Here is a 577-nt window from a genome sequence, read left to right as displayed (position 1 = left end):
GGGCGCTGTGGTTCACCGGCGTCGGTCTGCTGCTGGGTGGCCTGCTGGCGCGGTGGGTCCTGACGCGGGCGCAGCGCCCGCCGAGGGGCGTCACCCCGCCCGTGGCCCTGGGCGCACCCGTGCGGGGCCACTGGGTGGCACTCAACGGGCCCGCCACCAAGGTGCCCAGCCACACCCACAGCCTGGCGCAGACGTACGCCATCGACCTCGTGCGCCGACCCGCGCCGGAGCCCGTCTGGGTGTGGCCGATCGCGCGCCGCCCGGCTGCCTACCCGGCGTACGGGGAGCCGCTGCTCGCGCCGGCCGACGGCCGGGTGGTGGCCGCCGCCGACGGGCAGCGCGACCACCTATCCCGCACCTCGCTCGCCGGCCTCGGCTACCTGTTCGTGGAGGGCTTCGTACGTTCCCTCGCCGACCCCCGCCACATCCTGGGCAACCACCTCGTGCTCGACCTCGGCGACGGTACGTACGCCGTCTTCGCCCACCTGCGGCGGCGCTCGCTGCGGGTGGCCGTGGGCGAGCGGGTCGCGGCCGGCCAGCCGCTGGCCGAGTGCGGCAATTCGGGCAACTCCTCCGA

The 577-nt window shown here is 76.3% G+C and carries 1 protein-coding gene; it reads left to right on the top strand.

Translation table 11 applies throughout. From position 1 onward, the window contains the following. A partial coding sequence (locus KUM32_RS42335; protein ID WP_217146901.1) for a M23 family metallopeptidase occupies positions 1 to 577 on the top strand: 577 nt, incomplete at both ends.

The organism is Streptomyces sp. AC627_RSS907 (genome assembly GCF_019049165.1).
This window is presented reverse-complemented; position numbering and strand designations above follow the sequence as displayed.